We start from the raw sequence: 24,552 nt of genomic DNA, 5'->3' as shown, positions 1-24,552 counted from the left end.
TTATCCTTATGTACAGTAAAAATCACAATACGTGCGACATATTGTGACGCTCTCTATTCATCATCATTATAAGACCAATTTTGGCCAAACTGCTGATCATTTTCTCTTTTAAACTTACCAATATCTCGGCGGTCTTTTTTGCTGGGCCGATGATCTGGGCGTGCAAGATTATGCAGTTTTCTTTGTGATGCAAGCAACTCTCTTTTGGCAATACTGACCTCAGTTTCATCATACAAAAGCTGAGCAGTGGGTGCAGGTCCTCGCACATCAGAGAGGGCTTTGAGGACAACGGTTTTTTTCTCAAGACCCTGTGCAATGGTTAATTCCATACCAACACGAACTTCACGTGATACTTTGACCCGTTCACCATTGTGATGAACTTTGCCGCCTTCAATGGCATTTTTAGCGATGGAGCGGGTTTTAAAAAAACGCGCGGCCCAGAGCCATTTATCTATACGCATTCCAACCGCATCTTCGGCTAGATTTGATTTACGCATATTTCTTTTGTTCCTCAGCGCTTTCTAAAATAGGGATTAAGTCTATTAATGCGTCCAGCATTGGGTAATTGCAAGTGCTGCGCGGCGCATTTGCCGATGATGGCTGGGCGATGCTGTAGAGGTTTTCAATACCGAATGCTTTTGCGCCATTCAGTACTTTTTCAGTGTCATCAATAAAATAGCAATTATTTACATCAAAGGGATGGTGATGCTGCAGTTTTTCCCAGAACGGTTGAAATTCTTTGGCATGGCCGAGAGTTTCGCTGCTGACAATCACATCAAAATAAGAATCTATATTAGTTTTTTTGAGTTTAAATTTGAGGCCAGCTGCATCTGCATTGGTTGCAAGCCAAAGCGGGTAGCCATTATTTTTTAAGTAAGCAAGAAGTTCTAGGCATCCGCTTCGAAGCGCAACACGCTGTTTATGTTCAATCTGCATTGCCAGAACATCTACACCCACTTTATCTGTCCAGAAGCGTGATGAATACCAATTTAAGGTATGATTGTGTTCTTGATAAAATTCAGACAAGGTCTGTTTGCTGTGTTCTAGTGAACAATGATGTGTTTCTGCATAGCGTATTGGCAGTAAATGATTCCAAATGAAATCATCATAGGCAAGATCAAGCAGCGTCCCATCCATATCGAAAATGATGATAGGTTTGTCTGAGTAATTTGGCATATAAAAAGGCTTTCTATGTTTAAAACAGCAACGTCGCCGCAAGATATAATGATTTTACAGCTAACGCCCATTGTGACACAGGCATGCGAAATTTTGCGAGAAGAATATCAGCGATATTGTTCTGGTGATGTCTTTGATATAGAGAAGAAATCTGACAATTCTCCGGTAACTCAAGCGGATTACCGTGTAAATACGTATTTAACGCAAGCTCTGGCAGATATTTCAGTTTTACCGCTATTGTCTGAAGAGGGTGAGTCTGCCAATCGTCAGAAATGGCAAAAATTTTGGCTGTTGGACCCTTTGGATGGAACGAAAGAGTTTTTGCATAAACGGCCTGAATTTACCATTAACCTCAGTTTGGTGGATGGGGCGCAAACGGTTTTTGCAGTCTTGGCTATTCCAGGTCAGCAGACGATTTATTTCTGTCCAGAACGGGGTATGCCGCTGAAGTATAATTATTTAGAAGATCAGTGGTCTAGTTATCAGGATTTGGCTGAGCAAGGCGCTGTGCAAGTGGGGCTGAGTCAAAGCAGTCAAAATAAGCCGCAATATGCGGAGTATTTGGACGATCTATCAACACTGACTGAATTCAATGTGTTTAAAGCGGGCAGCGCCTATAAGTTTTGTATGATGCTGGAAGACCGTGTTGATATTTATCCGCGCTTTCATCCGACCTGTGAATGGGATACGAGTGCAGGGCAATGCTTGCTAGAGCGGATTGGTGGCGGATTAGTTGATTTGAAGGGGCGGCCCTTTTTGTACAATCAGCGCGACACACTGCTGAATGGTGGCTTTATGGCATTCAAAAATCAAGAAATGAAAGAAATTGCCATGCAGGCGCTGGCAATGATGCAGAAACGCCATTGAGCTGAAAACTGAACATGTTATAGTGTTTGGGAATTCTTGAGTTAAACCATTATGCCCTTAGATTTGCTCCCGCCCAGTATGTTCAAAGCAATAGACTTATTGCCGGATGCAAAGACCCCTGTGACACTATTTACAAGGCATTCCATTCGTGAAGTAGTGGTTGGGCAGGGCCTTGCTGGCTATGATTTGCAACTAACGCATCAGGGCCGTGATTTGGCGGAGTCTTGGGGGTCATATCTGATTGAAAATACAGATCGGGTGATTCAGCACTGTATTTCAAGTCCGATTCAGCGCTGTGTAGATACTGCGGCGCTGATGATTCAAGGCGCTGATGGGCAAACTGAAGAATTGAATACCCATCATATCGAAATTATAGAACAAGGCTTACTGGTTGAGCCAGGCAGTTTTGTACTGGATATTAAGCAGGCGGGGCCATATTTTCAAAAGCAAGGCGCGCTCGGGTTTATTAATAGTTTTGTGAATAATGCTTTGCCGGGCATGAAGCATCCTATTCATGGGGTGGTAGATGTGTTGGAGCTGATCTATAACACACACCCAAATAAGCCGTATGGCCTAAGTTTAGCTGTTAGCCATGACACTATTTTAGCTGCAATCTTGGCAGTGATATCTGGAAAAAATATAGTCACTAAAGAAGACTGGCCTAAGATGATGGAAGGCTTATTTGTCTGGTTTGAGGGTGAGATTTTTTTAGAATCAAAATTGAAATGGATTTGGCGCGGTGAGCTGAATGAACTGAGTATTGCAGAATTTCAGCAGCAGGAATTGTAATTCATGCTTTCTTAAGGCACTGCCCAACGAACTGATTGCGCAGTGCTTTTTTATGCCTTGAGTTATTAAATATTCGCTTTTAAGCGCTGTGGAAAGTCTTGTAAATCAATGGTTAAGCCAAGGTCATTGAGCGGCCAAATGGATGTGTTTACCGCAATATTTTGCTGATGGATGCGGCTGTATTTATCTGCCGCAATTAAAGTTGCAATATCATGCTGAGGTATCGTATAGGCTTCCACGACATCGGGTGGATATTGGGTACGGTTATAAAAGTCTTTTTCATTTTCACCGCTATGCAAAGCAAAAATACGCTCCACGGCAGGCAAATACACGCCATAACTCAGCCATGTATCGACACCTTGTGAGGCTTGAATTTCAGCAGTGCCTTTCATATTGGAGATGACCCTGCCTAAAACATCTTTTTCACCGCGTTCATTAAAATACTGCAGGTATTGCTGTTCTGTGGGCTGGAATTTTTCGAGCGTTGGAAGGAATTTGTTAATCATTATGCAGATCCATTTTAATGTTGAATGGTTTTGATACTAGAATACCATAATTTTTTTAAGGGTATTTTTTAAATCCGTAATGATGTGCTGTTTGATGATTATTCTATACGCTGAATTTTGGAAAATATGCGGTGCACAATTGATTTAAGAGATCATATATTTTTACAAAAAATAATTTAATGAACCAGAAAAATAAACTGACGTTTTTTGACGCAATGATTGGTCAATAAACCATGTGAAAAGTAATATTTAGATTGAAAAATGAATTACATGTCACGTAAAAAATGCTTATTTTAATAGTTTTTATGAATAAGTGATGAAAAAAGTCTAATTGTGACAAATCACGTTAATTGCAATTAAAAAATAAACTTTATACCATTAAGTTATTGATTGTATTTGTTAATTTAAAATCACTTTTTTAACTCGAAGTGTATATGTATTAGGGGAAATCATGAAAAATGTGAATGGTTTTACATATAGCAAACTTAGTGTCTGTGTGTTGACGCTGATGCTTGCTGCGTGTGGCGGCGAGGATGGATATTACGGCACAACAGGCGGTAAAAATATATCATCTCCAGCTGATCAAACTGCGCCAGCAGAAAGCGGTTCTTCAAATCCAACCGATGGGAATACTGATAATAATACGGCTGAACCTGAAGCGCCGTCGATTGTGGATGAAGTCATCGACACCATCAAAGATGGCATAGGCCTTGGTGATGACGATAAAGAAGAGCCATCAGCCCCTGGGGAGGTAGGCGCGTCAGAACCTCAAACGGGTGGCCCAGCTTCAGAGCCTCAAACCGGTGGTCCAGCTTCAGAGCCTTCTGCTCCTGTTGTGGTAGAGCCGCCTAAGGAACCTTCAATTATTGATGAGATCATTGACACCATTAAAGATGGCATAGGCCTTGGAGGTGATGAGGAGAAGGAAGAAGAGCCGCATGAGGTTTATCCTGAGCCGGATAGTGATGTGGCGGACACTTCTGTAATTGGATTCTATGATTTTAATGCAGAAGATGAAACGCGTGAAATTACTTCGGATCTAGAAGGTGATTTCCAAGCAATGATTCAATTCGGTCAGGGGCATGTTGTTGACCCTAACGGCAATGAAGAGAAGAAGATGCCGCGTTTGACAGCTGAGCGTGAAGCATTGCTGTTGGTGACTCCTGTTGAAAGTTTGCAAAAAGCAAAGTCGGTTAAAGTAGAAATTTATCACTACAACACCTTGAAAAGAACCGTTGAATTAACAGGCCCTGATGGTATTCCTGGATCTGATCAGAATATTATTCAAAACCGTCCTTCTGTTGTTTACAGTAAACGCGCATGGTCTACGAAGCTGTTATGGGATGAAGTTAAACCTGGTTTAAATATTAAGTTTAGGGATTCTGAAGGCAATGTTGGTGAATTGACAGATAACCGCATTGATTTTGCCGCGCCGGGGGAACTGGTTCTTAATAATATCCGTGTAGGTATGTTGGCTACTACGCCATCATCTACAGGGCACTATATGCTGTTAGAGCCGGAAAAAGCGGGTTCTGATTATTTCCAGACGATTCCAGCTGCGCAAATGACTGTCGCAAAATATGATGACGTTATGTTGAACCGTGTAATGGTTTCATCGGGCGTGATTTATGATACGAAAAGTGCAACAAGCGGTGATGTGTATTCAGGTGATATGCGCGGTGATGTGGGTAAATCTACATTTAGCGTGGGTATTAACCTTGCAAACTGGGGTGTTACCAGCGCATCCATGGCGAATCAGAACCAGCCGCAATTGACCCAAACTGTGGTTGCGCACCATACCAAGGGCAACTATACAAACGGTGTTCATAACCATGGTCTAAGTGGCGGTAACGGTATGCTGACCTTGTATGATTCTGTAGGCAATGAGTTTAGCCATGAAATTGGTCACCATTACGGCTTAGGGCACTACCCAGGTCAAGTGGGCAGCAGCTTATTCTGGTCTGGTCACCATGCCGACAGCGGATGGGGCTATATTGGCTATCGCAATAAAATGCGCGGAAACGTGTCATGGACAGCGACGTGGAAGTGGGATGGCGCGAATGGCATTCCTAACTTTAAGGATATGTTCCCATTTGGTAAAGATGCGATGGCTGGGGGGTATCCTGACAGTAACATTTCGCGTTATACCCATTACACAGGTTACAGCACCTTTCTGAAGATTCAGCCGCATTTTGATCGCTATGTATGGGATGAAACATCGCCTACTGGGTATAAAAAATGGAATAAAGATCGACAGGCAATGGAAGTTGCTCAGCCAGCGATGCCGAACTCGACATCGCCAGTGTGGTATCAAGCGGGTCAAAACTATCCGCGTCCGCGTATCTTCGGCCAGCCGGTTATTACCATCCTTGGTGGCTATGACCCTGTGAATCAAGTGGGTCTGTTGTACCCAGCAGCCCGCTCTAACTGGGGTAATGTATATGATCTTCCGAGCGTAACAGCATCTGCAGAACAAGCTGCTTGCTGGCTGAATGTACAGTACGCGAATAAATCAACGAATATCGCGCTAGCGCCTTCACGTTTAGCTGGCAATGCGAATAAATTGCATGTGAATTTATCTGTAGCAGAAAATCCGCAAAAAGTAGATTTGTACTGTAAGAAAGCGAACGAAGAAGCTAAGCATCTATCTGCAATTGATATTCCAGTCTATGACACGGCAATTAAGCCAGCCGTTAAGATTGGCCGTGAAGCAGGTTACAGTGCTTTGCGTAAAATTGAGCTTCCTGCTTTAGATCAGGCATTTGTTGCGCAAGCCAGCAACCAAGTGATTGCATTATCACCTGCAAATTACACGCTGTATGATTCTTATAAAGATTATGCAAGTGAATTGAGCTCAGTTGCGCAAACTGAATTGCAGCGCTATGAAGAGCAGCAGTCTAAGGTCTATCGTCTGAATCGCTGGATGAACGTTTATTACAGCGTGCTAGAAGCGAACGTAGAAGATGCATGGCAATCATATGATAAGTTCAAAGAGAAACTGGGCTTAGCGGAAGATAACGTGCTGAAAAATGTTTCTCTGATGAAAAACGGTTCAAACTGCTTGAAATCTGAACCATTGGGCAATGGTCAATATAATCTGTTTATCAGCGGTTCTAGCGGCTGTAAAGGGGATAATACTGAGCAATGGGTGCTGGATGGTCTAGGTCGTATTCATAATAAAGCATCGTTGGATCAATGTATTACCAGCACTGGCGGTTCAGGTTCTAAGATGATTTTAAGTAAGTGTACGGTTAACCTGAGTACTCAAATTTGGGAAATGAATCCAGCAACTACGACTATCCGTCAAGGCGGTCAGTGTATGGATCTGGAAGGCGGTTTCTTGAAAAATAACCGTGCTAACTTAATTCGTTACGGCTGTTCAAATGGCGGCAACCAAAAATGGACAAACTTAACTGTGAATCCAAGTCTACAGTTGGCGTATTTGAAGCCGCAGAATGTTAAGTTGCTTTTAAAGTAATCACATAATTTGCAATGAGGCATTCAGCCTAGTCATAGGTAGAATGCTTTAAAAAAAAGCCCAATGCACAGCATTGGGCTTTTTTTTAATGTGTAGTGTAGGTGTGAGTAGAATTGTATTGATCAAGGCATGATTGAAAAGAGAAGGTCTGTTTGATGGCTTTGAGTTAAGTCAGTGAAAATGCGCAGTTGATTTAAATCTAGTTATGGTGAGCAGATTCGGAGTTGATATTTCTAAGGTTTGTCTGCACATTCCTGAATAATGGGGCTATGGGAGCATTTAAAATTTTTATTTGGAGCTGCTTTGGCTGTAAAGCTGTCAATATTTTGCTGGGATAAGAATCTAAGGGATATTGGGTAAGAGATTGTTGTGTTTGACTGTGCTTTTATTTTGGAGAATCAGTGAGTGATGGGAGATAAAACGGGTGCTGTGCTGAAAAAAGGCAATAAAAAAAGCCCGATGAGGGCTTTTTTTATTTTGCAGCAAATTAGTTAGCTAATGCTTTAACTTGTGCATTTAAACGGCTCTTATGGCGAGCAGCTTTGTTTTTATGGATGATGCCTTTATCAGCCATACGGTCAATTACAGGTACCGCAGTTTTGTATGCTTCTGAAGCAGCAGCATAATCACCAGCAGCAATAGCCGCTACTGTACGTTTAAGATAAGTACGAACCATAGAACGTAAGCTAGCGTTGTGTTTGCGTGCTTTAACGTTTTGACGAGCACGTTTTTTAGCTTGAGCAGAGTTTGCCACTCGTGCACTCCTTGAAATAGATTGGTCTGGGCGGGCTGAAACTCAACTGAAAACCAACATCAGAAGAACTATCACCAGCCCGTAAACAAGTGCCATATTGTGATTAGATTATGCAGGTAAGTCAAGTCTTGACATGCTTTGACAACATTTTAGATGAAGAAAAATTTCAAAGAAAACGTTAGATTATTGCTAAGACATAGGGATTGTTCAAAAAATGACTAAAACTATTGAAAATGCAATTGTTATTGGGGCAACAGGTTTGGTTGGCCGTGAGCTGATTCGGCAGCTGAGCCAAAATGCACAATGCGCCAATATTACAGCTGTCGTGCGTCAGCGTGATGAAGAATTTAACCATTTGGCAAAAGTTCAGCAATTCGAGATTCAGGATTTTCTGATGTTGAATGAACAGGACGTCAGCGGTTATACGCATGCGTTCAGCTGTTTGGGCACAACCATGAAACAAGCGGGGACAAAAGATAAATTCTATGGCACTGATTTTGTCATCAATGCTCATTTTGCTGAACTGCTGGAAAATATGGATGCTCACTATATTTTATTGAGCGCCTTGGGTGCAGATGCAAAATCCGCTTTTTTTTATAATCGAGTAAAAGGCGAGTTGGAGGTCTACATTAAAAGCTTAGATTTGGCTTGTACGTCCATTATCCAGCCTTCATTGCTGCTAGGTCAGCGTAGGGAGCATCGCGTGCTGGAAGAGGGTGTTCAGAAGCTTTACCAGCGCTTTTCGCATTTGGTGCCGAATACTTTTAGATTCAAGCCAGTGACAGCGGCGCAAGTGGCTCATACTATGGTCGATGCAGCGCAAACTCAAACTGAAAAATTTCAGATTTATGATAATTTACGCATACAAAAAACCAAATGAGGGATATAACCGTGTCTACAGTACATTTTGTAACATGCGATTTGCTCGATGACCATCCAGAGAAAGAGATTCAAGTGGTTACACCATCTATGGATGGCAAATATTTCAAAAGTTATGGCGCGCGTAAAAGTTTTGGCGGTCAGGCAGTGACGGTAAAATGTTTTGAAGATAATTCGCGTGTTAAAGAATTGTTGGCAACAGACGGCACGGGTAAGGTTCTGGTTGTAGATGGCGGCGCATCGATGCGCTTTGCATTGATGGGTGATATGATTGCTGAGTCAGCAGTGAAGAATCACTGGAATGGTGTGATTATTTATGGCTGTGTCCGTGATGTGGATGCGATTGCTGAGCTGGATTTAGGGGTGCATGCATTGGCATCTATTCCGCAAAAGAGCAACCGCAAAGGTGCTGGGGAAACAGATCTTCAACTGAATTTTGGCGGAGTTGCGGTTCATCCGGGCGATTATGTCTATGCCGACAATAATGGTATTGTGATTTCAAAAGAGAAACTTGTAGATTTATAAGCCACATTTATTCTGCCTGCTTTGAAGCAGGTATTTAAATCAATAAGATACAACCGACACCAGCCGAAAATCGGCTGGTGTCCATTCAAGGCAAATGTCTTATAATTTTGCAAAAAAATAGGACTAAAGCCTGAAAATATGCCGCAGAATAAAAATAGAAAAAGAAATTAAGAAGGAAACATTATGCTGAAGCATCAAGTTAAAGTTGTGCAATCTATATTATCCAGCATTACAGAAGGTGGCCGCGGTACGGGCGGAACACCATATCCGCTACAGCCAGAAAAGCCTTTAAAGCTATATGAATTCGAGGGCTCACCTTTTTGCCGCCGTGTGCGGGAAGTTCTGACCACATTAAATTTAGATTATGAAGTTTATCCTTGTCCAAAGGGCGGGGAGCGCTACCGTCAGGAGATGAAAAAGCTTGGCGGTAAACGGCAGTTCCCGTTTTTGGTCGATGAAAATACTGGCGATCAGCTGTATGAATCACAAGATATTATTCACCACTTGTTTAAGCATTATGGACGTTCCGGTAAAACACCGAAAAAATATGCCAGTTATCCTAAAATACCTGTAGCTGCCTTTGCGGGAACCATTGTGAATGGCGCTCGCGGTGTGTGGGTCAATAAGCAGACTTTAAAGCGTGAAGCGCCGCAGCAGCTTTTAGAACTGTGGGGTTTTGAAGCCAGCCCATATACACGAATTGTCCGCTCCGAATTAACAGAATTGGAGTTGCCATTTAAATTTCACAATACGGCCAAAGAGCGCTGGCAAGATCAGGGTTTGGCTGTATTGCGTTTAAAGCCAGGAAAATATGTGCCATTAGCAGGCGGTAAGCGTGAACAAGTTTTGAAACTGATGGGGGATAATATTCAAGTTCCCTACTTAATTGATCCAAATACTGGCGTTGAGCTTTTTGAATCAGCTGAAATTGTGAAATATCTAAAAAAACAATATAACGGTTAATCTTTTATCGTGTGCTTGAATGAGATAGCTTGTTCAGGCATTTTTAGTGATTGAATAAATAAAATTCCAAATTATTGACTATTTACATTAAATATACTTAATAATGGTGATGTTTTACTAAGCAGCTATTGATTAAAATTTAGGGTTTAAGTATAGGGGCGGAGTTATGGCGATGGATGTGGTGTTACCAGTACCAGTTTTGGTTGTGGAAGATGAAGAAATCATCCAGCTGCGGCTTCGGAAAATTTTACTTGACCTTGGTTATGCCAATGACGTTTTACTCTTTGCCAAAAATGTAAAAGAAGCTTTGAATATTATCCAGCAGCAGCCAATTTCACTGGCACTGATTGATCTTGGCTTGCCAGATGGGCATGGCACAGAAATCATTGAAAAAATTCGCTTGCTGGACAGCAATACTTTGATTTTGGTGATTTCTGCATGGAGTACACAGGAAAGTTTGTTTGGGGCAATTAAAGCCGGCGCTACGGGTTACGTACTCAAAGAACGGGATGATGCGGAAGTTTTAATTTCAATTCGCAGTATTTTACGTGGCGGCGCACCGATCGATCCTTTTATTGCCCGCGAAATTTTGAAGCAGATCGCAATTTCAGAGACAGAACAGCCAGTTGAAGTGGGTAGTCCTGTTAATGATGCGGATCAAAGTATTTTAACCAGCCGTGAAAAAGAAATACTCGGTTTGGTCGCTCAAGGTTTAAGTAATCGTGAAATTGCTGAAAAGCTGTTTGTTTCACGCTATACAGTCGAAAGTCACATCAAGCACATTTATCGCAAACTTGCCGTCACTAAGCGGACCAAAGCTGTCAGCGCTGCACGGTCTTTAGGGATTCTCTAAATGTTCCTATGGAGATATATCTGCTGCCTCTGTCTCGTCTGTTTTATCAGCACTTTAAGCAGCGCATCTACCTCCTTTCAAATTAACAGTCAATGCAATGTTTTGCTTAAAAGCATAGTAAAAGCTAAAACACCCTCCAGCTTAGAAATACCGAGATCGGGTTGGGAGCCTGTAGCTGAACTGCCTGATAATTGGGCTTACACATGGCCCAATTATACAGGAGGGGCATGGTACAAGCTGAAATGGGACTGGTCTTGTAAAGATGAGGCGCGGATGGCAGAACCCATCGCGTTTTCTATTGATTACATTAATACTGCCGGCGCAATTTTTTTAAACGGTGACCTGCTTTGGAAAGATAAGCATTTACAGGAGCCTTTATCGAAAAGCTGGAATATGCCGCGGTTTTGGGCGATTCCAATCTCAGGCCTTAAACATGATGATAATGAGATTCTTATTTATGTTACTGGCTATTCTGCAATGTCTGCTGGAATTGGCAGTATTAAATTCGATAACGTCGTTGATACATATAGCTTAAATGAAAAAAGAATTTGGAGTTCGCGTACGCTCTTTCAAATCAATTTGATTCTATCTGCGACACTGTGTGTCTTTTGCTTTGTGATTTGGGTCTATCGGCGTGCTGAATCAAGTTTTGGCTGGTTTGCAATCAGCTCATTGCTGTGGATTATTTTTATCTCAAATATTCTAGCGACAGAAACGACAATCCTTCCAACTTCTGTGATGGCGGCTAGAGTAAATTTATGCGCATTTATGCTGTATATGATGTGCTTTTGCACGTATTTATTACGGTTTATTCAGATAAAAAAGCCAAAGGTAGAGCGTTTTTTTTGGATTATGACTGCAGTATTGATGATGGCTGTCATGGCTGTTTCCATGGAGCAAATAAAGCTATTTTTTGATTCCATATTTCTGCTGTATTGCTTTACATATCTTTTGGTTTATCTCTATTTGTGCATAACAGCAATACGAGTAAAGCGGGGTGATTATATCCTGCTGGCAATTTGTATGACTGCCATTGTTTTTTGTTCCGTGTATGACATCAGAATGGCTTTTTTATGGAAGGGAGATGATATACGGCCATTATCTCCTTATACGTCGCCATTATTTACATTGTTCATTGTGGTTATTTTGAGTTCGCGGCTCAGCAAAAATTTTAAAAAAATAGAGAAATTTAATGAAGAATTGTCGGGCAAAATAAAGCAAGTGAGCCACGATTTAAGCGCAAGTTTAACGGATAAGCATAGTCTTGAATTGACCAATGTAAGGCTGCAGGAAAGAATGAAGCTGTCGCATGATTTGCACGATGGATTAGGATCTTCCATTGTTAGATCGATGATTCTAGTGGATCAGTGCGACAAAGAAATTCCCAATCAGCAATTTTTATCCATGCTCAAACTGATGCGTGATGACTTGCGTCAAATTATTGATAGTGGGTCAACTGCTGCAAGTGAAGTGCCGGAAACACCGCAGCATTGGATTGCGCCTGTACGTCACCGTTTCAGCCAGCTGATGGATGAAATCGATATTCATGCAGAATGGGCCATTGCCTCAGAATGGCAATTTAAGCCAACGGCTTTACAGTGTTTAAATCTCATTCGAGTTGTAGAAGAAAGCCTGACGAATGTATTGAAACATAGTCAAGCGACGCAGGTTAGAGTCAGCATGCAATATGCAGATCCTGCGCATTTAGAACTGAAGATTCAAGATAATGGTGTTGGCTTTGACGTGGAGTGCGTGAAGCAGAATGGCATGAGTATAGGTATGCGCAGTATGCAAAGCCGTATAGAGCGGATGGGCGGAACGATCTGCATACAATCAGAAAAAGGCTTGACCGAAATACACGTGGTTATTCATTTATCCTAAATGGATTTACAGCAGTTGTATTGATTACTTGTGAAAACAATCAAGTAAAAAAAGAGAGCATAAAGCCCTCTTTTTTCACAGAATTAGAATTATTCTTGATCTTCTGAAGGAAGCAGCATCAGCACCGATTCATTCATTAGCATCGCAATATCTTCTAAAATGTCTTGGTCGAACAGGCTTTCATCTAAAGCGACTGCTTGGCCGTCGGCAATGTTTTTCAAATGCGGCGCAAATTGTTCTGAAATGCAGATGCTTTCACCATTAGCCCAAAACAGCAGTTCATTTTCCTGATCTGTATACAGCAGGCGTGAAGCAGGCTCAAGAATAAGTGAATAGCCTTGTTCCAGTGCTTCTTCTAAATCACCTGTGCCGATTTCTTCCGCTTCAGGAATATTTTCAGGGTATTTAGGCTCAGACATTAGGCTCACAATGGCATCTTCAATTATCGTCGAATTTTGCAATTGTTCAAAAATTTTCGCTTTTAAATATTCCAGTTCATTTTGCGTAATCTGACCAATTGAGCTTTGGTGATCACGGATGATGTCTAACAGCGGATTTTTCAGCAGCTCATTTTGTGAGAATTTATCGCAAACACGGTCCATCATATCTGTCACATTTGGCATGCGGAAGCCAAATGAGAAAGTCAGGCATTCGTCTTCTGCAACGCCGTAATGCGAGAGGCCAGGCGGAACATACAGCAAGTCACCAGGCGCGAGCACTTCATCAAAATTTACATCGATTTCTGGCAGTAATTTTAAAGGCTGACCCGCAACAAAGTCTGTATCTGCATCGCACATTTGACCTAGCTGCCAGCGGCGGTGGCCATAGCCTTGTACAAGAAATACGTCATAAAAATCAAAATGTTTACCTACAGAACCGCCTTGAGGTGCATAAGAAACCATAATGTCATCGCGGCGCCATTGCGGGATGAAAGGAAACTTCTTCCATAGCTCAGCTAGATCAAAAGAATAATGGTCCACAGCTTGCACCAGCAGCGTCCATAATTTTGGCATTTTTTGGAAATCTGCTTTCAATAATGGAGAAGACTTGACAGACCATTGATTCGGATCGCGGTCTTTTTGCTTAATCAGACGGGCAGTGATATTTTCATCCAGCGCCAATTCCATTACGTCATTGGGTTCTAGCATATCTGCAATTTCAGGCAGTGCATTGCGTACTAGGAGCGGTTTTTTTTGCCAATATTCGGCAAGGAATTGTTCAGCGGTAATTCCGCCAAGAACGTCTAAAGGCTGGGACATAAAATTTCTTCAAATGTGGTAAAAGCTTAGCGGGTATTTTTACCTGTCTCCGCTATTGCTGCAAGCTGGACATGTGCCTGTTTTTAAAAATTTAGGCTTAGCAATACGATTTTGAGTATTTGCTAAGCCATTCGTTGTGGGTTAATCAGAATGTGTGTGAAGAACGAACCAATCTGGAGTGCTGTTGTCGAGCCAAAATAAAGCGGCTTGGCCTAACTCCTTGCCACATTCATCGTAAATGTTCCAGACCATGCCGTTATAGATGGTAAAGACCTGCCCATTTTTCTTAACACGCGGTCCTGTATAGTTAAAAGCGATACCGTTTTTTTTCACTTGATTCAAAAGTTCAGCTCTTGCCTGCCTATCTATTTCAGATGCACTGTATTTTGACAGCAGCTTTAACATTTCATCTTCAGTATATTCAAAGCTTTTCAGCGCCTGCTTATTGGCATAGATAAAATGAGGATCAGCATCTGTGTTATGTGCTAATAAGCTATATGGCGCAAATTCATGCAGCCATTCAAGAGGATTAGATAGATGCTCCGCAATAGGCAGATTTTGTCCAGTATGTTGATAAAAACTGCGCAGGATATGCTGAATAATGGCTGCATTCATAGGTTGTGGACTCGTGGGTTGATGCCAAGAATTTGATGCGGATCTACAGGGACTTCAATGAGCAAAGATTTTGTTTGAACAAGGCTTTCATTAAGGATGCTTTCAAGATTTGAGAGATCTGTATTTAACTTTACCCCGTTCCAGTTAGAAGCGCGGGCAATCATACAGTAGTCCAAACTCTTAACTTCAGCATGCCAGTACTTAGGTGGAACATCGTTTAAGATGGTATACAGCCCTTGTTCAACGATCGAGAATTTTTGATTATTGAGCACAAATAGCACCAACCCTAAGTCTGCAGCTTCGGCCAATGAACCTGAAAACAGCTTAAAGCAGCCATCTCCTGTAAAGGCAAAGACGCTTCTTGATTGATCGGCCAGCTTTGCGCCGATAGAAAGCCCCAGCGCATTGCCCATAGCGGAGCCCCTATAAAGGGCATAAAAATCAATATGGTTGTTTGGACGCTGAGTGATGTAGTGGCGGTCTTTATAGGCGAGGCAGACATCACTGAAGGCAATGGAATGTTCGGGCCACCATTGGTCGAGCCGCTCATACAGCAATTTCATGTCTGCATAGTCTGCTTGCGGCGCAGATATTTCACGTGTATTTAAGGAGGGAGGAGAGCAAGGGGCTTTTAAATTTTGAAAATCATAATCATGGCTGCAAAGCTTTAAAATTAGTGTATCTATAGGAGCATTTAAATGAAAATATCGATGTTCTGCACGATGCTGGAATGATGCCTTGAATTGTCCATAAGTATCTGGAATGCCGGTGCAGAAAAAAGTATCGCCTGAACTAAAATTATGCAGATTCATGGTGTATTCATCTGGACATGCGCCCAAGACGAGCAATACATCATCTTCATCTAATGACCGCATATGTTTATTGGCAATGTCATTGCCGCCAAAGCCGATATGACCGTAGTTACAAGGGTTGTCCCGATCTACTGCATTTGCGCCGTTCATACTGCAAATAATATAGGGATTTAATTTTTCACTGAGCTGAGTGCTAAGTTTTTTAGCATTTGGATATCTCGCCATTTCCTCACCAATGAGAACAGTTAAGCGCTTATTTTTAGAAGCTTTTGCTAATGCTGAACTGAAATCTTTGAGCGGAGATGGTGCAGTTTGGGCCAAAGGGTTTAATTGCGGTAAAGCAAAAGCAGTGCTGTTATTTATCGGTTCCGCTAAAGACGCATGAATTAAAACAAAAACAACAGGTTTAGAGCGCTGTAATTGCATGCTTGCAAATTCAAGCGAAGTCCTAAGCTGTGAAATGTCATGAAGCACAAATACAGCTTCAGGGCATTCAGCTTTTAGCTGGGCGATTGCATTGGAACCATATTGGGATGAATCTTGAAGCGCAGCTTTATGGGCTAAATCTTCAGAATAGGCGGGAACAATATATACAGCAGGGATGTAATGTAATTTTGCATCGCTTAGACCGCATGTTAGCAATTTGGTGGCAGCGCCGAGTGTGGCAACAGCAGCGGCAATTTTTCCAGTCGCAAGATAATAGCCAAGTGGAGCAAAACCAGCACTGTACTCAGCTAAATTATAAAAACTGGTTTCACCATGAGGGTAAGGTGGAATGTGTTTAAGGAAATGGATAACACCGCCGCCAGTGACACCAAAAAATGATTGAATTTGATGCTGTGCAAAAAAATCGAAAAGCAAGTTGTAGCCTGTATAGCAAAGGCTTGAATTAGATGAGTTCACTGATGTTTCCCTCTAAGTTGATATAAGTAATGGTTTTAAGTTTTTTGCGAATTATATTGCTGTTTTATTGAGTAAAAATTAATTTTAATATTGAGAAAATACATGATTAATAAAGCATTAAGCATGCCTAATTTATTTTTGTTAACAATGAGTGCTAAAACAAGTGGTGATTTGCTGATTCATTTAATGGCTAAAGAATAGATCTGGATTTTAAAAATTAAGATTTTCGCATTGTTATATAAAGTTTTTTTATGCAAAGCACTAAGTATCTTTATCTGTAAAAAAGCACCCATGCTGTGATGAATGCTTTAAAGTTAAATCTTAAATTTTTTAAATGCTCGTTTAAGGCACCAATACATTCAGCTGACGCAAAATACTGCACAGCTTGATCATCGGCATGCCCATGAGTGTCGTCTGGTCATGTCCGATCATTTCTTCAAATAAGCTGATGCCTAAACTTTCGCATTTGAAACTGCCGGCACAATGCAATGGCTGTTCAATTTCAACATAGCGTTCGATTTCAGGCAGACTCAGTTTGCGAAATTTGACTTTATAGTGTTCCACCACCGTCTGTTCAAAGCCGGTTGAATGCTGTTGAACGCTGAGGGCGGTACTGAAATACACAATCTTGTCGGAGTTGGCTTGCAGCTGTTTCACCGCTTTTTCTGGACTTAAAGGCTTGCCGATAAAAATATCCGGCGCGCCTTCACGCCAAGCGACTTGGTCTGAACCAATGACAATTGCTTCAGGATGCTGTTCGGCAATGCATTTGGCTTTTTCTAAAGCTAAACGCATGGCTAAATCATCGGCGTGGCTTTCACCGCGCGGCGATTCATCAATATCAGGCACTATAGACAGGTAATCAATCCGTAAGCGATCCATTAAATCTTTACGGGTTTGGCTGCTGGACGCCAAAATGATCTTTTGAGTATTCATTACACTGCATATTCCATAAGTACATTAAGCGGCACATAAGATAGTACGGCTTGATGACAGGCTTGTATTTTAATAGGCGGAGCAATGCCGGCTTGGTATGCGTCCACCCAACGGGTCACACAGATGCACCAGAAGTCGCCCGGCTGCAAGCCTGGAAAACCGGCTTTTGGCAGCGGTGTGATTAAATCATTGCCTGTTTTTTGAGAAAAGTTTAAAAATTCAGAAGTCATTTCCGCGCACATCGTGTGCTGGCCCAAATCTGTAGTGGCTGTATGGCAAAAACCGTTGCGGAAATACCCAGTAATCGGGTCAAAACAGCAGCTGGCCAAAGGCTCGCCTAAAACATTTAAACGGTTAATATTTGGATCAGGATGAATAGACATAAGCTCTGAATCTTTAAGGGGCTTTTGACTATGATAGCAAAAGTTTGGCTTTCGAGGCCTTTTCTGCAAAAGAAGCTAACCTTTTTCTGCATAATCATTTAAAATCTTCGCGTTTTGATATCAATAAAGAGAGCTATACATGAACTTTCAGCGTATGACTGACCTTGATTTAGCAGGCAAGCGTGTTCTTATTCGTGAAGACTTAAACGTTCCTGTTAAAAACGGTGTGATTACCAGCGATGCGCGTTTACGTGCTGCATTGCCAACAATTAAAGCTGCTTTAGCAAAAGGCGCAGCTGTAATGGTTTATTCTCACCTAGGCCGTCCTGTTGAAGGTGAACCGAAAGCTGAACAGTCTTTAGCGCCAGTTGCCGCGTATTTAACTGAAGCTTTGGGCCAAGACGTGAAATTATTCACTGACTATTTAGATGGCGTAGACGTTCAGCCAGGTCAAGTGGTATTGCTTGAAAACTGCCGTTTCAACGCAGGCGAAAAGAAAAACAACCCAGAGCTTGCTGCTAAATATGCTGCGCTTTGCGACGTATTCGTGATGGATGCATTTGGTACTGCGCACCGTGCAGAGGCGTCGACTGAAGGCGTAGCGCGTTTAGCGAAAGTGGCTGCTGCTGGCCCTTTGCTGGCTGCAGAATTAGATGCTTTGGGCCGTGCGCTTCAAACACCTGAAAAACCAATGGTTGCCATCGTTGCAGGTTCAAAAGTTTCAACTAAATTAGATGTTCTGACTTCATTGTCTGATATCTGTGACCAATTGATTGTAGGTGGAGGTATTGCCAATACATTCTTGGCTGCTGCTGGTTTCAACGTTGGTAAATCTTTGTGCGAACACGATTTGATTGATACAGCAAAAGCGATTGCGGCTAAAGTTGCTGTACCGCTTCCAACAGATGTTGTGGTTGCGGATGCTTCAGAAATCAACTTTGATGATTTCTTAGGTTCATTGGCTGCAGCGAAAGCAGTTGTGAAAAAAGTTGAAGATGTAGCGGACAATGACATGATTCTGGACGTTGGCCCAGAAACAGCAAAAGCGTTTGCAGAAATCTTAAAGACTTCAAAAACAATTCTTTGGAACGGCCCAGTAGGTGTGTTTGAAGTGGATCAATTTGGCGAAGGCACGAAGACTTTGTCTCTAGCGATTGCAGAATCTGAAGGCTTCTCTATTGCAGGCGGCGGCGATACTTTGGCAGCGATTGATAAATACGAAGTTGCCGACAAAATTGGCTATATTTCTACTGGCGGCGGCGCTTTCCTTGAGTTTGTAGAAGGCAAAACTTTACCTGCTGTAGCGGTATTGCTTGAACGTGCTTAATGCATAAAGCAAGTTAAAAAAAGCTGAACGTTGTTCAGCTTTTTTTATGGTGAAAGATACGGTTTATAAGCTATTCATTTTTTAGTCATCAAAATGAAATATAACTGCAATAAAATTTTCAGCAGTTACTTCTAACCCCTGTAGGAAAAACTAATGAAGCTTAAACTGGTACTTGCTGCATTGATTATTGCGCCACTTGCATTAACAGCATGTTCTAAACAAGAAGAAGCACCTAAAGCGCAAGCTGAAGCTTCTGCGCCAGCAACTGCAGGAGATGCGACAACTGCAGAACAGCAAGCTGCAATTGATGCTCTAGATAAGCCTGTACTGGATGAAAAAAATCAGGATGTGCCTGCTGAAGTTGCTGATGCGCCGGCAGATGAAGCCACTGCAGATACAGAAACTGCAGCTGCAGAGCAAAAGGCTCACTAAGATTGTTGTTTTTATTTTAAAAGTCCCTGCATAAGCAGGGATTTTTTTTGGAAAACGGCTTTTTTCTGCTGATTTACGGGCGCTGTGCATGTAGAATATGTCGCATTACCTGGGAGGACATTATGGCTCTTATTTCATTGCGCCAGCTCTTGGATCACGCCGGCGAACATGCTTACGGCGTACCAGCGTTTAACGTAAACAATTTAGAACAAATGCGCGCAATTATGCTTGCAGCAGATGCAACGAATTCACCTGTGATTGTGCAAGCCTCTGCAGGCGCCCGCAAGTACGCAGGCGCACCATTCTTGCGTCATCTTATTTTAGCTGCTATTGAAGAGTGGCCGCATATCCCAGTGGTAATGCACCAAGACCATGGTACAGACCCTGATGTATGCCAACGTTCAATTCAATTGGGCTTCTCATCTGTCATGATGGACGGCTCTTTGGGTGCAGACGGTAAAACACCGACGACTTATGAATATAATGTAGACGTAACTCGCCGTACAGTAGCTATGGCGCATGCTTGCGGTGTTTCTGTTGAAGGTGAAATTGGCTGTCTAGGTAGTCTTGAAACTGGTATGGCGGGTGAAGAAGATGGTGTAGGCGCAGAAGGCGTACTAGACCATTCTCAACTGCTGACTTCTGTTGAGGAAGCGCGTCAGTTTGTTGCAGACACGAATGTAGATGCTTTGGCGATTGCTGTAGGTACTTCTCATGGCGCATACAAATTTACGCGTCCACCTACAGGCGATATTTTGGCAATTGACCGTATTAAAGAAATTCATGCGGCGCTTCCAAATACGCATCTTGTAATGCACGGTTCTAGTTCTGTGCCACAAGAATGGTTGGCTGTAATTAACCAATACGGCGGCGACATCAAAGAAACGTATGGTGTGCCAGTTGAACAATTGGTTGATGCAATCAAACACGGTGTTCGTAAAATCAATATCGATACAGATTTACGTCTAGCATCTACAGGTGCAATGCGCCGTATGATGGCGGAAAAACCAAGTGAATTTGACCCGCGTAAGTTCTTTGCTGAAACTGTTGAAGCAATGAAACAAATCTGTGTAGACCGTTACGAAGCTTTCGGTACTGCAGGCAACGCAGACAAAATCCGCCCAATCTCTTTAGAGAAAATGGTAGATCGTTATAAATAATCTGCTATAGATTATTTTTTGAGAAAAGCCCACTTAATGTGGGCTTTTCTTTTTTTTGCGTTGTTATAATGGAATATAAATTGCCCTTAAACGCAGATTGAAAAAAAAGAGTATTGTCATGGAATTGATTTTTGCTGCTGCAATCTGCAGTGTTGCTGTCTCAGTTTTGCTTAAATTTTGCAAAGAAAAGGGCCTAAATACCTTTCATATGATTGCATGGAATTATGCAGCAGCAAGTGTGTTATGTTTCTTATGGTTTAAACCAGATTTACAGCATATTTCTGTAGAACATACGCCATGGTGGCTCATCTTAATTCTAGGCATGTTATTGCCCGCCATTTTCCTGTGCTTAGCAAAATCATTGCAAACGGCTGGTATTTTAAAGACGGAAATTGCACAAAGGCTTTCAGTCGTATTGTCGCTAAGTGCAGCTTATTTTATCTTTCAAGAGCAATTCAGCAGTCTTAAAATTTTAGGCATTATCCTAGGTGTTGCTGCTGTACTATGTATTTTACTGTCTGGACGGCTAGGGCAGGATAGTTTAGAGCAAACATCAAGTTCAGGGGGAGTCTTTTTAGCTGCGGTGTGGGGCGGTTATGCCTTGATTGATGTGCTGCTAAAATACACAACTGGTTTAGGCCTGCAATTTTCTGTCGCATTAAACCTGATTTTTATTTATGCCTTTGTTTTATCCATTGTCTATACCACGGTACGCTTTAAAAGCTTTGGCAGTTTGCGCGCTATAGTTGCGGGTTTGGGTTTGGGTATTTTAAATTTTGCCAATATTGCTTTGTATATCAAAGCGCATATGCTGCTCAAAGACAGTCCTGCAATTGTGTTTGCGGGTATGAATATTCTTGTGGTGATGTTTGGTGTGCTGAGTGGGATATTTATTTTTAAAGAGAAATTAAAATCGATGACATCTGTTGGCTTAGTTTTAGGTGTGGCAAGTGTGCTCTGCTTGGCCTATGCCATGGTTTGAAGATCACTTTTAGTTGTTATATATGGATTGCTATAGCGTAAATTTAAGCCTGCGAAATGAATTGTTTGCAGGCTTTTTTGATCAAAAAATTATAGCGGTTTATTTCGAATTTTCAATCTAGATGTAGCTTGGCAGCTTTTAGCATCCGCATATAGCTGTGCATAAATTGAAGGGGATGATGCAGCATATCTTCAGATTCTACAATTCCCATGAGTAGACCTGCTTGCTGGCAATCAGGACAGTCGGGATAATGATGATCTTCTAAAGAATAAGGATGCAGATAGCTTTGATTGCAAACTGTACATTCAAACTTTATTGGCAGGCTGAATATCGTGACGTTAAAGCCGAGCTTTGAAATACTAAGACCCATGGCGCACCTCATCATTTAGCATTATATGTGTATAAATACCAAGCAAATTTTACGCCAGAATTGGCTGTGGCAAGCTAGAATGCTCAGCACAGCCTGCTTTGATATTCTGAGCATTTAAATTGCGATTAGCGAGTAAAATGAAAGATAGACGCCTGTATATAGCTTTTGGCTATGGCGACGGGATATTTAAATAAATCAGGTGTTTCGATCGTGCCTTGCAGCTGACCAGCATGCTGGCAGTTTGGGCAAGTTGGGTAGTTTAAAATGGTATTAGAATTATATTTATGCATATAGACAGTTTTGCATGCTGTACATTTAAATTTCATGGGTAATTTTGGTGCAACAGGCATAATCAGTGACCTATTTTGTATTTGCGCAAAATATACTCGATTATTGTTTAAATAATAAGTCCCGAAATGACAAAAAAGGGAGAATCCCCCCCTTTCATCGCTTTTTTATAAAGATTAGAGCTTGGTAAAAATATCTTCTTTGACTAAACGGGATTTGGGCAGTTTGGCATTGAAGTCATTTTCACTGCGGTAGCCTAAAGTCAGCAGCACAGAAGGGATGAGGCCTTGCTCAGCAAGACTGAGTTCTTCTGAAATGATTGCTTCATCAAAACCGCCAATCGGGGTGGCATCTATACCTTCAATGCCTGCGGCTAAAAGAATTTGACCTAGGGCAATAAAGGTTTGGTTTTCTGCCCAGCGCTGAATGTCGCCTTTTTCATTGCGGTAATAATCGACATAGCCAGTGCGGCTGTCTTTTTGGCCTTGTTTGGCTTTTTCATCATTAAAACGGCCGCTGAGTTCATCGCGGTTCAAAAGGTTTTCAAGATGTGTTTCGCTGATGTCTGCTTTGGTACAAAATAATATCGTATGCGATGAATCTAATACTTTAGGGGCGTTATACGCATATTTGCCGACCAGTGCCTTTGCGATGCGCTCTTTGGCCGATGCATTTTCTGCAATAAAGTAATGCCACGGCTGAATATTTATTGAAGACGGCGCTAAGCGCAGGATTTCTAATAAACGTTCAAATTGATCCTGTGGGATTTTTTTAGATGAATCATAGGCTTTAGTGGTATAGCGGGTTTTAGAAACGTTCAGCAAATCCATGAATGCGGTCTCTGTTAATCTGTTTGCTTTATCTTACCTGATTCATTGTCAAAATTGATTATAAGAATTTTCATATAACTTAGTTTTGAGTTTGAAATAGCAATCTGCGTTTTTACATACGATGCATGAAAACAGTGGCGTCACAGCTTTTGCTGCTATTGATAGTTCATTTCAATTAAGAAATAAGTTTTCACTATTGGTACTTTTTATAAAAAGGGGTTTAATCAAAGTTATACCTCGTTCTGCACTGAGCAAGCACATGATTGATTACACCAACCACTTCAAGCGCAAATTAAAAACCCAGCAGCAAATTGGCTTATGGGTTGGACTTGCGGATGCCTATGGTACAGAGATTGCTGCCAATGCAGGCTATGACTGGCTGCTGATTGATGGTGAGCATGCTCCAAGCGATTTGAGAACAACATTGGCGCAGCTGCAAAGCATTGCGGCTTATCCATCTCAAGCTGTGGTGCGTCCGCCGATCGGCAGTGTTCAGCTGATTAAACAGCTTTTAGATATTGGGGCGCAGACTTTGCTGATTCCTATGGTGGAAACAGTAGAGCAGGCAGTGCAGATGGTCAAAGCGGTGCATTATCCACCTTTGGGGGTTCGCGGCGTGGGAGCTGCCTTAGCGCGTGCAACCCGCTGGAACAGTATCCCGAATTATTATGCGCAGGCGCATGAAAATATTTGTCTGCTGATTCAAATTGAATCAGTTGCAGGCTTAGCAAATTTAGAAGAGATTTTAAAAGTGGACGGTATTGATGGTGTATTTATAGGCGCAGTTGATCTTTCAGCAACTATGGGCTATGAAGGCAATCCAAATCACCCTGAAGTTCAAAAAGCAGTTGTGGATGCAATTAAGCGCATACGTGCAGCCGGCAAGGCTGCGGGCATCTTATCTACACAGCATGAAGCGACACAACAATATATTGCGCTGGGCACAGAGTTCGTTGCGGTTGGTGTAGATACCAGTGTTTTAATGAATTCGCTGCGGGATTTACTGGGCAAATATAAGCCTGATGCAGAGCGTATTGATATGGACGGCGGTTACTGAGCTGGATAGCAGTTTATACAATATAGCATGCAATATATATGTAAGAATTTGATACATATCGGGTATTTGTATATTTTGCTATATGTGTAATGACAATGTATAATGGTGGGTATATTTATGAGCAGGTGAGTTGCCTGCTTTTCTTATTTTAGCTGATTGTGATCCATCTTGTTTCAAGCATTCTGCCTTGAACATTATTTTTGTAACTACAGAATTACTATTCAAAACCCGTTTTATTAATCTCTTTGTTCTATCACAAAAAGCTCACAAGTTGAGTCTATATTTTGGAAGTTTTAAATCAGTGGCGTACAGCCATAGCCGTAAATGGCGACCTGATCAAGGTTAAATTAATCCCTTTAAAGCGTCAGCAAAGCACAAATGACGGTTTTATTTGGGTTGAAGTTGGACAGATGGTGCAGCTTGAGTCTGGCGAAACAGTTGAAATGAATCTTGATGGTTCAAGCTTTTATATTGGGCAAAATCTGCTGTATCGCTTGAAGTAAGCAATCCGACACAGTTCATAAAAA

Annotated in this window: 26 protein-coding genes; 14 read left to right on the top strand and 12 right to left on the bottom strand. The window is 41.8% G+C overall.

Annotated features, from left to right (window positions below; genetic code table 11):
- Positions 1-53 precede the first annotated feature (53 nt).
- Together B9T34_RS04270 and B9T34_RS04265 are read right to left on the bottom strand one after the other, a co-directional pair.
- A complete protein-coding gene (locus tag B9T34_RS04270) occupies positions 54-497 on the bottom strand; it encodes an RNA-binding S4 domain-containing protein (RefSeq protein WP_086211928.1) in 444 nt (147 codons plus the stop codon).
- Positions 490-1,176 (bottom strand): HAD-IA family hydrolase, encoded by a 687-nt coding sequence (locus B9T34_RS04265; RefSeq protein WP_086211927.1) that lies wholly within the window; start codon positions 1,174-1,176, stop codon positions 490-492. Before B9T34_RS04265 ends, B9T34_RS04270 begins: the two co-directional genes overlap by 8 nt.
- 15 nt (positions 1,177-1,191) lie before the next feature.
- On the opposite strand from B9T34_RS04265, the gene B9T34_RS04260 reads away from it, so the two are divergent.
- Both B9T34_RS04260 and B9T34_RS04255 read left to right on the top strand, forming a co-directional pair.
- Positions 1,192-2,043, top strand: coding sequence for a 3'(2'),5'-bisphosphate nucleotidase CysQ family protein (locus tag B9T34_RS04260; protein WP_086211926.1), 852 nt, complete (start codon positions 1,192-1,194; stop codon positions 2,041-2,043).
- Positions 2,044-2,094: 51 nt separating this feature from the next.
- The gene (locus B9T34_RS04255; protein ID WP_086211925.1) at positions 2,095-2,832 is read left to right on the top strand and encodes a histidine phosphatase family protein; all 738 of its coding nucleotides are present in this window, start codon (positions 2,095-2,097) and stop codon (positions 2,830-2,832) included.
- A gap of 65 nt (positions 2,833-2,897) precedes the next feature.
- On the opposite strand, the gene B9T34_RS04250 is transcribed toward B9T34_RS04255, so the two are convergent.
- Complete coding sequence (locus B9T34_RS04250) at positions 2,898-3,338, bottom strand: hypothetical protein (protein ID WP_086211924.1); 441 nt, start codon at positions 3,336-3,338, stop codon at positions 2,898-2,900.
- A gap of 451 nt (positions 3,339-3,789) precedes the next feature.
- Between B9T34_RS04250 and B9T34_RS04245 the strand changes: the two genes are divergently transcribed.
- Positions 3,790-6,816, top strand: a complete 3,027-nt coding sequence (locus B9T34_RS04245; protein WP_171265116.1) for a M66 family metalloprotease — start codon at positions 3,790-3,792, stop codon at positions 6,814-6,816.
- Positions 6,817-7,303: 487 nt separating this feature from the next.
- Here B9T34_RS04245 and rpsT read toward each other — a convergent pair whose 3' ends face one another.
- On the bottom strand, positions 7,304-7,570 hold the full coding sequence (gene rpsT, locus B9T34_RS04240) for a 30S ribosomal protein S20 (protein WP_005010321.1): 267 nt from the start codon (positions 7,568-7,570) through the stop codon (positions 7,304-7,306).
- Positions 7,571-7,784: 214 nt separating this feature from the next.
- On the opposite strand from rpsT, the gene B9T34_RS04235 reads away from it, so the two are divergent.
- From B9T34_RS04235 to B9T34_RS04215, 5 genes are all read left to right on the top strand, one after another.
- Positions 7,785-8,450 carry an NAD(P)H-binding protein gene (locus B9T34_RS04235; RefSeq protein ID WP_086211923.1) on the top strand — a complete coding sequence of 222 codons (666 nt, stop codon included), beginning with the start codon at positions 7,785-7,787 and terminating at the stop codon, positions 8,448-8,450.
- Between the two features lie 11 nt (positions 8,451-8,461).
- Complete coding sequence (rraA, locus tag B9T34_RS04230) at positions 8,462-8,974, top strand: ribonuclease E activity regulator RraA (protein WP_086211922.1); 513 nt, start codon at positions 8,462-8,464, stop codon at positions 8,972-8,974.
- Positions 8,975-9,157: 183 nt separating this feature from the next.
- Entirely contained in the window at positions 9,158-9,937 is a 780-nt protein-coding gene (locus B9T34_RS04225) for a glutathione S-transferase N-terminal domain-containing protein (protein WP_086211921.1), read from the top strand.
- 172 nt (positions 9,938-10,109) lie between these two features.
- On the top strand, positions 10,110-10,790 hold the full coding sequence (locus B9T34_RS04220) for a LuxR C-terminal-related transcriptional regulator (RefSeq protein WP_086212057.1): 681 nt from the start codon (positions 10,110-10,112) through the stop codon (positions 10,788-10,790).
- A 273-nt stretch (positions 10,791-11,063) separates the two neighbouring features.
- On the top strand, positions 11,064-12,671 hold the full coding sequence (locus B9T34_RS04215; RefSeq protein ID WP_322853513.1) for an ATP-binding protein: 1,608 nt from the start codon (positions 11,064-11,066) through the stop codon (positions 12,669-12,671).
- Positions 12,672-12,760: 89 nt separating this feature from the next.
- Here B9T34_RS04215 and B9T34_RS04210 read toward each other — a convergent pair whose 3' ends face one another.
- From B9T34_RS04210 to B9T34_RS04190, 5 genes are all read right to left on the bottom strand, one after another.
- Positions 12,761-13,930, bottom strand: coding sequence for a cupin domain-containing protein (locus B9T34_RS04210; RefSeq protein WP_086211919.1), 1,170 nt, complete (start codon positions 13,928-13,930; stop codon positions 12,761-12,763).
- A 141-nt stretch (positions 13,931-14,071) separates the two neighbouring features.
- Positions 14,072-14,545, bottom strand: coding sequence for an MEKHLA domain-containing protein (locus B9T34_RS04205; RefSeq protein WP_086211918.1), 474 nt, complete (start codon positions 14,543-14,545; stop codon positions 14,072-14,074).
- Positions 14,542-16,260, bottom strand: coding sequence for a thiamine pyrophosphate-dependent enzyme (locus B9T34_RS04200; RefSeq protein WP_086211917.1), 1,719 nt, complete (start codon positions 16,258-16,260; stop codon positions 14,542-14,544). Before B9T34_RS04200 ends, B9T34_RS04205 begins: the two co-directional genes overlap by 4 nt.
- A 342-nt stretch (positions 16,261-16,602) precedes the next feature.
- The gene (locus B9T34_RS04195; protein ID WP_086211916.1) at positions 16,603-17,196 is read right to left on the bottom strand and encodes a Maf family protein; all 594 of its coding nucleotides are present in this window, start codon (positions 17,194-17,196) and stop codon (positions 16,603-16,605) included.
- Positions 17,196-17,579, bottom strand: coding sequence for a DUF2237 family protein (locus B9T34_RS04190; RefSeq protein WP_086211915.1), 384 nt, complete (start codon positions 17,577-17,579; stop codon positions 17,196-17,198). Before B9T34_RS04190 ends, B9T34_RS04195 begins: the two co-directional genes overlap by 1 nt.
- Before the next feature lie 139 nt (positions 17,580-17,718).
- Here B9T34_RS04190 and B9T34_RS04185 point away from each other — a divergent pair, with 139 nt between their 5' ends.
- The 4 genes from B9T34_RS04185 (at position 17,719) to B9T34_RS04170 (ending at position 21,480) form a co-directional block, all read left to right on the top strand.
- Positions 17,719-18,906, top strand: a complete 1,188-nt coding sequence (locus tag B9T34_RS04185; RefSeq protein WP_086211914.1) for a phosphoglycerate kinase — start codon at positions 17,719-17,721, stop codon at positions 18,904-18,906.
- A gap of 153 nt (positions 18,907-19,059) precedes the next feature.
- The gene (locus B9T34_RS04180; protein ID WP_086211913.1) at positions 19,060-19,338 is read left to right on the top strand and encodes a hypothetical protein; all 279 of its coding nucleotides are present in this window, start codon (positions 19,060-19,062) and stop codon (positions 19,336-19,338) included.
- Between the two features lie 122 nt (positions 19,339-19,460).
- Positions 19,461-20,498: a class II fructose-bisphosphate aldolase gene (gene fba, locus B9T34_RS04175; RefSeq protein WP_086211912.1), complete on the top strand. Its 1,038-nt coding sequence runs from the start codon at positions 19,461-19,463 to the stop codon at positions 20,496-20,498.
- Positions 20,499-20,616: 118 nt separating this feature from the next.
- Positions 20,617-21,480, top strand: a complete 864-nt coding sequence (locus B9T34_RS04170) for a DMT family transporter (RefSeq protein WP_086211911.1) — start codon at positions 20,617-20,619, stop codon at positions 21,478-21,480.
- 112 nt (positions 21,481-21,592) lie between these two features.
- Here B9T34_RS04170 and B9T34_RS04165 read toward each other — a convergent pair whose 3' ends face one another.
- The 3 genes from B9T34_RS04165 to nfsB form a co-directional block, all read right to left on the bottom strand.
- Positions 21,593-21,850: a hypothetical protein gene (locus tag B9T34_RS04165; RefSeq protein ID WP_086211910.1), complete on the bottom strand. Its 258-nt coding sequence runs from the start codon at positions 21,848-21,850 to the stop codon at positions 21,593-21,595.
- 125 nt (positions 21,851-21,975) lie between these two features.
- On the bottom strand, positions 21,976-22,140 hold the full coding sequence (locus tag B9T34_RS04160; RefSeq protein ID WP_228147401.1) for a hypothetical protein: 165 nt from the start codon (positions 22,138-22,140) through the stop codon (positions 21,976-21,978).
- A 174-nt stretch (positions 22,141-22,314) separates the two neighbouring features.
- Positions 22,315-22,968, bottom strand: coding sequence for an oxygen-insensitive NAD(P)H nitroreductase (gene nfsB, locus B9T34_RS04155; protein ID WP_086211908.1), 654 nt, complete (start codon positions 22,966-22,968; stop codon positions 22,315-22,317).
- A 259-nt stretch (positions 22,969-23,227) separates the two neighbouring features.
- Here nfsB and hpaI point away from each other — a divergent pair, with 259 nt between their 5' ends.
- Complete coding sequence (gene hpaI, locus B9T34_RS04150; protein WP_086211907.1) at positions 23,228-24,025, top strand: 4-hydroxy-2-oxoheptanedioate aldolase; 798 nt, start codon at positions 23,228-23,230, stop codon at positions 24,023-24,025.
- A 284-nt stretch (positions 24,026-24,309) separates the two neighbouring features.
- Positions 24,310-24,528: a transposase gene (locus B9T34_RS04145; RefSeq protein WP_086211906.1), complete on the top strand. Its 219-nt coding sequence runs from the start codon at positions 24,310-24,312 to the stop codon at positions 24,526-24,528.
- The last annotated feature ends 24 nt before the right edge of the window (positions 24,529-24,552 follow it).

The organism is Acinetobacter sp. ANC 3813, assembly GCF_002135435.1.
Lineage (GTDB): Bacteria > Pseudomonadota > Gammaproteobacteria > Pseudomonadales > Moraxellaceae > Acinetobacter.
This window is presented reverse-complemented; position numbering and strand designations above follow the sequence as displayed.

Coding starts and splice junctions, on each gene's coding strand:
- B9T34_RS04270 (WP_086211928.1), bottom strand. CDS start 497: ATGCGTAAATCAAATCTAGCCGAAGATGCGGTTGGAATGCGTATAGAT.
- B9T34_RS04265 (WP_086211927.1), bottom strand. CDS start 1,176: ATGCCAAATTACTCAGACAAACCTATCATCATTTTCGATATGGATGGG.
- B9T34_RS04260 (WP_086211926.1), top strand. CDS start 1,192: ATGTTTAAAACAGCAACGTCGCCGCAAGATATAATGATTTTACAGCTA.
- B9T34_RS04255 (WP_086211925.1), top strand. CDS start 2,095: ATGCCCTTAGATTTGCTCCCGCCCAGTATGTTCAAAGCAATAGACTTA.
- B9T34_RS04250 (WP_086211924.1), bottom strand. CDS start 3,338: ATGATTAACAAATTCCTTCCAACGCTCGAAAAATTCCAGCCCACAGAA.
- B9T34_RS04245 (WP_171265116.1), top strand. CDS start 3,790: ATGAAAAATGTGAATGGTTTTACATATAGCAAACTTAGTGTCTGTGTG.
- B9T34_RS04235 (WP_086211923.1), top strand. CDS start 7,785: ATGACTAAAACTATTGAAAATGCAATTGTTATTGGGGCAACAGGTTTG.
- B9T34_RS04225 (WP_086211921.1), top strand. CDS start 9,158: ATGCTGAAGCATCAAGTTAAAGTTGTGCAATCTATATTATCCAGCATT.
- B9T34_RS04220 (WP_086212057.1), top strand. CDS start 10,110: ATGGATGTGGTGTTACCAGTACCAGTTTTGGTTGTGGAAGATGAAGAA.
- B9T34_RS04215 (WP_322853513.1), top strand. CDS start 11,064: ATGGCAGAACCCATCGCGTTTTCTATTGATTACATTAATACTGCCGGC.
- B9T34_RS04210 (WP_086211919.1), bottom strand. CDS start 13,930: ATGTCCCAGCCTTTAGACGTTCTTGGCGGAATTACCGCTGAACAATTC.
- B9T34_RS04205 (WP_086211918.1), bottom strand. CDS start 14,545: ATGAATGCAGCCATTATTCAGCATATCCTGCGCAGTTTTTATCAACAT.
- B9T34_RS04195 (WP_086211916.1), bottom strand. CDS start 17,196: ATGAATACTCAAAAGATCATTTTGGCGTCCAGCAGCCAAACCCGTAAA.
- B9T34_RS04190 (WP_086211915.1), bottom strand. CDS start 17,579: ATGTCTATTCATCCTGATCCAAATATTAACCGTTTAAATGTTTTAGGC.
- B9T34_RS04185 (WP_086211914.1), top strand. CDS start 17,719: ATGAACTTTCAGCGTATGACTGACCTTGATTTAGCAGGCAAGCGTGTT.
- B9T34_RS04180 (WP_086211913.1), top strand. CDS start 19,060: ATGAAGCTTAAACTGGTACTTGCTGCATTGATTATTGCGCCACTTGCA.
- fba (WP_086211912.1), top strand. CDS start 19,461: ATGGCTCTTATTTCATTGCGCCAGCTCTTGGATCACGCCGGCGAACAT.
- B9T34_RS04170 (WP_086211911.1), top strand. CDS start 20,617: ATGGAATTGATTTTTGCTGCTGCAATCTGCAGTGTTGCTGTCTCAGTT.
- B9T34_RS04165 (WP_086211910.1), bottom strand. CDS start 21,850: ATGGGTCTTAGTATTTCAAAGCTCGGCTTTAACGTCACGATATTCAGC.
- B9T34_RS04160 (WP_228147401.1), bottom strand. CDS start 22,140: ATGCATAAATATAATTCTAATACCATTTTAAACTACCCAACTTGCCCA.
- nfsB (WP_086211908.1), bottom strand. CDS start 22,968: ATGGATTTGCTGAACGTTTCTAAAACCCGCTATACCACTAAAGCCTAT.
- hpaI (WP_086211907.1), top strand. CDS start 23,228: ATGATTGATTACACCAACCACTTCAAGCGCAAATTAAAAACCCAGCAG.